This window comes from Pseudomonas sp. EA_105y_Pfl2_R69, from assembly GCF_963970915.1.
GTDB lineage: Bacteria > Pseudomonadota > Gammaproteobacteria > Pseudomonadales > Pseudomonadaceae > Aquipseudomonas.
The window spans coordinates 576,149-583,615 of sequence record NZ_CAXAOO010000004.1; the positions used below are offsets into that span (position 1 = coordinate 576,149).

General features: G+C 60.7%; 5 protein-coding genes. 2 read left to right on the plus strand and 3 right to left on the minus strand.

Annotated features, from left to right (window positions below):
• Nucleotides 1-22: 22 nt before the first annotated feature.
• Both mksE and mksF read left to right on the plus strand, forming a co-directional pair.
• Entirely contained in the window at nt 23-718 is a 696-nt protein-coding gene (mksE, locus tag AACY13_RS14810; RefSeq protein WP_339462333.1) for an Mks condensin complex protein MksE, read from the plus strand.
• Nucleotides 715-3,561, plus strand: coding sequence for an Mks condensin complex protein MksF (gene mksF / locus AACY13_RS14815; protein ID WP_339462334.1), 2,847 nt, complete (start codon nt 715-717; stop codon nt 3,559-3,561). The genes mksE and mksF overlap by 4 nt, the downstream gene beginning before the upstream one ends.
• Nucleotides 3,562-3,688: 127 nt before the next feature.
• Here the strand turns inward: mksF and AACY13_RS14820 are convergent, their stop codons facing one another.
• From AACY13_RS14820 to AACY13_RS14830, 3 genes are read right to left on the minus strand one after another with little or no spacing between them, the layout of a single operon-like run.
• Nucleotides 3,689-5,992 carry a PqiB family protein gene (locus tag AACY13_RS14820; protein WP_339462335.1) on the minus strand — a complete coding sequence of 768 codons (2,304 nt, stop codon included), beginning with the start codon at nt 5,990-5,992 and terminating at the stop codon, nt 3,689-3,691.
• Nucleotides 5,985-6,608: a paraquat-inducible protein A gene (locus tag AACY13_RS14825; RefSeq protein WP_339462336.1), complete on the minus strand. Its 624-nt coding sequence runs from the start codon at nt 6,606-6,608 to the stop codon at nt 5,985-5,987. Before AACY13_RS14825 ends, AACY13_RS14820 begins: the two co-directional genes overlap by 8 nt.
• Nucleotides 6,595-7,254 carry a paraquat-inducible protein A gene (locus AACY13_RS14830; RefSeq protein WP_339462337.1) on the minus strand — a complete coding sequence of 220 codons (660 nt, stop codon included), beginning with the start codon at nt 7,252-7,254 and terminating at the stop codon, nt 6,595-6,597. The genes AACY13_RS14825 and AACY13_RS14830 overlap by 14 nt, the downstream gene beginning before the upstream one ends.
• Nucleotides 7,255-7,467 lie beyond the last annotated feature (213 nt).

Here is a 7,467-nt window from a genome sequence, read left to right on the forward strand (position 1 = left end):
ATAACGCGCTCAATGGATCGCCATGAATATTGATCTAAAAGAACTGACCCAGCTCGCCCCGATCTTCCGCGAGCTGTTCAAGGGCTACCACATCAGCCGCAGCAACCCGGAGCTGTACACCCAGCTGGCCGGCCAGCAGGACCAGTACCGCAGCCTGTTCAAGGCCCTGGGCTATGAGCTGACCTGCGACAGCCGCGGCTTCTACTATTTCGTCCCCGAGCAGATGGGCGCGCAGGTCAACAAGACCGCCCAACGTCTGGCGCTGTTCACCTTTATCCTGGTCGAGCACCTCGCCGACCAGGGTCGCGACCCGCTGGCTGTGCTCGATGGCGGCAGCCTCGGCCGCGACGAACTGCCGGCGCTGCTGGAAAAATACCGCGACCTGTTCCTGCAGGCCGAAGTCACCACCGTTGAGGAGCTGGAAGAAAAAGTCATGCGCCGCCTGACCCAACTGGGTTTTGCCAGCGAAGACAACGGCATCTACCGCTTTCTCGCGCCCATGCACCGTTTCCTCGATGTCTGTCTCTCCGTGCAGCAGGACCGCGATCTGGCCGCCACCCTGCACAGCAGCCTGCCGCTGCCGACCCCGGTACTGCTCAACGATGAGGCCGAAGACGAGATCATCAGCCTCGCCGAGACTGATATGGATGAATCCGAAGAAGACGCCCTGGCCCGGGCCATGGCCGAAGAACGTGAAGCCCAGGAGATAGACGCATGAGCCAGGAACGCTATGGCATCCGCCGCTTCGCCCTGCTGAACACCGCCGGCTACAGCCTCGGCCTGTTCCCGCTGGAAAACCCGCTGTCGGTCTACGGGGCCAACAACCTGGGCAAGTCCGCCTCAATCAACGCCCTGCAGTTCCCGATTCTGGCGCGCATGTCGGACATGAGCTTCGGCAAATACAGCCTGGAGCAGTCGCGCAAGTTCTACTTCGCCAGCGACACCAGCTATATCCTCGTCGAAGTCGCCCTGCCCCACGGCCCGCATGTGATTGGCGTGGCCGGACGCGGCCCGGGCGGTGGCTTCGGTCATCAGTTCTTCGCCTACCAGGGCACCCTGGACCTTGAGCACTACCAGAAGAACGGCACCTGCCTGCGTCAGCGTGAGCTGTTCAACGCCCTGGAGCGCGAAGGCATCAAGGCCTACGAGCTGAAACCCGAGGAGCTGCGCCGCCTGCTGGTCGGCGGCCACACCTCGATCCCGCTGGACCTCACGCTGATCCCGCTGCGCTCCACCAGCGAGCAGAGCCTGAAGACCTTCCGCGCGCTGTTTATCAACCTGCTGCATATGCGCGAAATCACCGCGGCCAAGCTCAAGCAGCTGTTCCTCGATGCCTTCGAGCACAGCCTGCGTTCGGGCAGCGTCGACTATATCGCCGCCACCGAAGAAGCCTTCCGCGATGTGCGGCGCATGGAGCAGGACTACCAGGCCCTGGTTACCGCCGGCCCTTTGATCGAAGCGTTGGCCGCCGGCGTGGCCCAACGCGAGCTGCTACGCGGCAAGCTGCATCGCCTCTCGCCGCTGCTCGACTCGCTGCTCGGCACCTGGCAGGACTACGCCGGCGCGCGCCGCGAGGAACTGGTGATCCAGGCCGAACACTACCGTGGCGAGCAGGACGGCCTGCAACAGGAACAACGCGGTGGCACCCAGGAGCTGATGCGCATGGAACGCGAAATCAGCGAAATCCAGCGCTGGCTCGGCGAACTGTCGGTGCTGAAGAACCGTTTCGCCCTGGTCAACGACGCCAAGGTGCTGGAAGAACAGCTGCTGGCCGCCAAGGATGCCCACGACGAGCTGGCCGGTGCCCTGGCGCAGTCGCGGCAGTTCTCTGCCGAGGATCTCGACGAGCGTCTGCGTGATCTGGAAAAGCGCCTGAAATCGGTCAAGCAGCAACTCGAACACGCCGACAACAACAGCTACTCACGCCTGCGTGAGGAGTTCAGCCAGCAGGATGTGGATAGGCTGATGCGCCTGTTTAACGGCCAGCTGTTCAGCCTGCCCCTAGTCGACAAGAGCTGTGAAAAAGGCATTCATATCGCCGAGGGCGACGCCTGGGTCAAATCCCTGGAAGCCATACTGGATGGCTTCAAGGGTGAGCATTTCGAAGTGCCCGGGCTGTCCATCGACCTCAGCCATATCGAACCGCCGGCCCTGCAAGCCCTGGCCGACCGCGCCGCCCTGCGCGACCAGAAAGACCGCCTCGACCGCGAATACAAACAGCTGAAAACCCAGCAGGCGGTAGCCGCCGACCGCGCCGCGAGCAAGGCCCAGGCCGAGCAGTTCTACCAAGCCGTGCTGGATGCACAGAAAGCCCTGGAAGACTTCCGCAAGAGCCAGACCCTGGCCGTGGAAGAGCCACAGAAACTGGAGCAGCTGGCGCAACTGGAAGCCGCCCAGGACGAACTCAAGCGCGCCTCCGATGCCTTTACCGAGCGCGTCCAGCAGCTCTCCGCCAAGCTGCAACTGGTCGGCCGTCAGCTCGCCGATTTGGAAGCCAAGGAGCGCACCCTGGAAGACGCCCTGCGCCGTCGCCAGCTGCTGCCGGCCAACCTGCCGTTCGGCACGCCTTTTACCGATCCGGTGGACGACAGCCTGGACAACCTGCTGCCGCTGCTCAACGACTACCAGGACGCCTGGCAGGGCCTGCAACGGGTTGACGGCCAGATCGAGGCGCTGTATGCCCAGGTGCGCCTCAAGGGCGTGGCCAAGTTCGACAGCGAAGACGACGTCGAGCGCCGCCTGCACCTGCTGGTCAACGCCTACGCCCACCGCCAGGACGAAGCCATCACCCTGGCCAAGGCACGCCGTGCGGCGGTTACCGACATCGCCCGGACCCTGCGCAATATCCGCAGCGATTACGACAACCTGGAACACCAGCTGGCGCTGTTCAACCGCGAGATCAACAAGCGCCAGGTGTCCAACCTGGAAAGCTTCCGCATCGTCCTCGCACCGAACAAGGACGCGCTCAAGCATATCGATCAGATCATCCACAGCGCCGGCCAGTACGAACAAGGCGAAACCCTCTCGGTGTTCGACCTGCAGCAGAGCAGCGAGCAGGACAGCAAGAACGAGGAAGCCAAGGAATACCTGGCGCGCCTGGTCGCCGCCAACCATAACCAACTGGGTTTGAAGGACCTGTTCGAACTGGCTTTCGAGATCACCAAGGTGCATGGCCAACCGGTGATCCACACCGATATCGACGGCGCGGCCTCCAACGGCACCACCATGACCATCAAGGCGCTGACCAACATGTACCTGTTGCTGCACCTGATGGACCGCGACCAGGCCGGCAAGGTGCGCTTGCCCTACTACCTGGACGAGGCGGCGGATATCGACGAGAAAAACCAGCAGGCGCTGATCGAAACCAGCCTGCAGCTCGGTTTCGTGCCGATCCTCGCGTCGGTCAAACCGCAGGTCTCGGCCCATGTGGCCATCGACCTGGAAGGCGGCAGCGGACCGAACGGCATCTATATCGACGAAGCGGATTGGAAATATATCCAGCGCCGCGACAGCGCCAAGAGCAAAGCCGAGCAGACGACCGCAACAGCCGAACCCGCCTGAGGCCTAGGGTGGGTTAACGGCGCGCGTATCGTCGATACAACCAAGGGTCCCGCCGCCGCGTAACCCACCAACCTTATGCCAGGCAGGACACCCCAAACCACAAGGGCCGCAATGGCGGCCCTTGTGGTTATTTCTCCAGCGCTATCTTCGGTGCCCAGCGCAACCATTCTTCGTTCACTTCATCGTGCAGGGCAAAGGTCTGCCCTGGCAACGCCGGCCCCCCCATCTGCGGGTTATCCGGTGAAGCGAAGGCGATGCCACCTTCCAGCAAGGCCTCCAGGGACTCGGTACGCACCTTCACCCCGCTGAACAGCCCTGCATCCACGCCGATGCCGCTGGCATTCCAGAAACGGCTGCCGCTGCGTACCAGCGGCGCATAGCGCGGTTCGATCAGCACATGGATCAGCACCCGATCCGAAGTCGGCCCCAGCTCGAAATCGGTAACCTTGCCCACCGGCACTTCACGGTAGCTGACCACCACCCCCGGCTTGATCGAACCGCGTCGCGCCGCACTCAACACCAGACGCAGACCTTGCTCACGGGCATTGGCTTTAGGCGGCGTTTCGGCGGCAGTAAAGCTCATCTGCGCAGCGCCCTTCTGGTTCGAGAGCCGCACCTCCAGATACTGGCCGGTGACCAGGGTTTCCAGGTTGGCCGCCCGGGTTAGGCTGACCTCCGGCTTGACCACCCAGAACTGCGTGCCTACACGGGCAATCTGCTGTGTCGCCTGGGTAATCCGCGCATAAAGAATCACCGCCTGCAGATCATCCGTCAGCTCGATGCGCTCCACTTTGCCCACTTCCAGGCCCTTGTAGCGAATCGCCGTTCCCGGACTGAGACCATCGCCACTGGATACGCGAATAGTCAGCTCAACACCTTTCTGCAACGCCACTTCCTGGCTGCTATGGAGGCTAAAGCGCTCGATCCGCTTATTGCTTTTAGGCGCATTAGGATTTGGTGTTTCAAAGGCGATGCCGCCCGCGAGCAAGGTCTGTAATGACTCGCTCTTTACCTCAACGCCGGACAGCCCACCCTTCAACGTAATACCGCTGGCATTCCAGAAGCGCGTGCTGCTGTTCACCAGGTGCGCGTGCTCAGGCTCGATGTGCACACCAAAGGCCACCCGCTTGTCATCACGCGACAGCTGAAAACTCTGCACCGTACCGACCTTGACCTGTTTGAACAGAATCGGGCTACCCACTTCCAGAGAGCCACGCGTGTCGCTGAACAACACTAGGTGCAAACCCGCCGCTGACAGATCGAGCGGCGGGGCTTTGGCTCTGGCGACAAAATCACGTAGTGCAGGATTTCCGGCCTCACCAGGCCGGATGGCGATGTAGTTGCCCTTAACCAGCGCCTCCAGCCCGGTTATCCCGGCCAGGGAAATCGATGGCTTGACCACCCAGAAATCGGTGCCTTCAACCAGATAGTCTTCGGTGCGTGGGTCGAGCATCAACTCCACCTGCGCACCGCTGAGGTCCTGATCAACCTTGAAGGTCTTCATATGCCCGACCTGGATGCCCTTGTACATCACCGGCGTACGGCCCGGGTCCAGACCATCGAACTCATGCAGTTTGAGCGACACGCGAATGCCGGCCTGGGCGCTGTCGAAGTCTTCGTACAGGCGAAATGGCAAGCTCGGATCAGTCGGTGGGCTGTCCTTGCGGTGCTCGGGCGTGGCAAAGGCAATCCCGCCCGCAACAATACTCGCCAGAGACTCGGCGCGTACCTTCACCCCAGATAAACCGGCATCGATGGAGACCCCGCTGGCGTTCCAGAAGCGCGTGTGTTTACGCACCAAGGAGGCAAACTCCGGCTCAATAAACACCTTCACCTCGATCAGGTTCTGCTCCTCAACCAGGGCATAACTTTTCACCCGACCCACCTGAATCTGCTTGTAGAACACCGGGCTGTCACGGTTGAGTGAGCCTAGCCGTTCGGCTTTGAGAGTCAGGTGCAAACCAGGGGCGGTGTCGGCCAATGGTGGCGGCTCGCTCAACGCAGTGAATTCACGTGTAGGTTCGCCATCACCTGGGCTGGCAGTGATGTAGTTACCCGATACCAGGGTTTCCAATCCAGTAATACCAGCTAGGGAAACACTCGGCTTGACCAGCCAGAAGCGCGTATTAGTGCGCAGGTGCGGCTCAACCCGCTTATCCATTTCCAGGGTCGCGCGCACACCGCGCCGCTCACCGCTGTCATCCAATTCCAGGGCAATGACCTTGCCGATGGGCATGCCCTTGAAGATCACCTCGGTCTTGCCCGGTTGAATGCCATCACCGCTGGCGAACATCACCTGAATCTCGATACCGGCTTCGTTATAGGCACGCCAACCCAGCCAGCCACCGATAAGTAGCGCAATCAGCGGCAATACCCAGATAGCCGACCAGTTCGAAGCAGGCCGCGCCTTGGCCATCGGCAAATCATTCATGGTTGTCATCCGAGTCCGTGTTATCCCAAATCAAACGAGGGTCAAAGGTCAAAGCAGCCAGCATGGTCAGGATCACCACACTGGCAAAGGCAACGGCACCCATACCGGGCTCGATACTCGCCAGGCTACCGAAGTTGACCACCGCCACCAGAATGGCGATGACAAAAATATCCAGCATGGACCAGCGCCCGATCCACTCGATAAAGCGGTACATCAGAATGCGCTGGCGCGCCGACATCGGCTGATGACGTTGCACCGAATACAACAGAAGAGTGATGCCCACCAGTTTGAAGGTGGGTACCAGAATACTGGCGATAAAGACCACGGCGGCAATCGGCAACATGCCGTAGTTCACCAGTTCGATAACACCCGACATGATGGTGTCGGACTGCCCCTTGCCGAGGGAGTTGACCGTCATGATAGGCAGCAGATTAGCCGGGATATACAGAATCGCCGCAGTGAGCAGCAAGGCCCAGGTACGCGCCAGGCTATTCGGCCGCCGTGCGTGCAACTGTCCACCGCAACGGCTGCAGAACTGCTTGCCTGCCTCGCTCGAGAGCGGGTTGAGTTGATGGCACTCATGACAAATCAGCACACCGGCATCAATCGCCCGCATGTCCATCCTCCCCGGACAAGGCTTCCCAGATCTGGTGCGGTGACATGGTCACTTCCAGCCACACCTGCACCAATAGCAAAGCAATAAAACACAACAGGCCAAGACCCAGGGTTATTTCGGCCAAGTCAGCCAGCTTGACCAGCGCCACCAGAATTCCCATCAGATAGACCTCGAGCATGCCCCAGTCGCGCAGGTGGTGATAGATGCGGTAGAGCAGCAAACCATAGCTGCGCCCAATATCCAGGCGAATGCTCAGCAGTACAGCGAACTGACAGAGCAACTTGAGCAGGGGCACCGCCATGCTGCAAAGAAACACCACCACGGCGATGCCCTGCATGCCGCTGTTATACAACCCCAGGACGCCGCTCCACACGGTGTCATCACTTGCCTGCCCAAGCAGATTGAGCTGCATGATCGGCAGAAAATTGGCCGGCACGTACAACAGCAAGGCGGCGATCACCAACGCCATACTGCGGCGCACCACCTGCGGACGATGGGTGTACAGCTCGTAACCACAGCGCGGGCATTCCACGCGCTCGCCCTGATTGGCAGGCGGCTTGCGCATCAGCAAATCGCATTCATGGCAGGCCATCAGCTGCTGCAGCTCAAGCTCGGAAAGTGACTCAGCGGGTGCCGGATCGGACATGCACAGAACTCTAATAAGAATACGCTGGGTATCATAGCCACGCGCTGTATCAGCTGCCTATCAAAGGCTTGCCTCTGCGCATCAAGTTTTCTCGCGGCCAAAGTAAAACCCCCGACCAGTTTCCTGATCGGGGGTTTTGGTATAGGTGCTTGACGATGACCTACTCTCACATGGGGAAACCCCACACTACCATCGGCGATGCATCGTTTCACT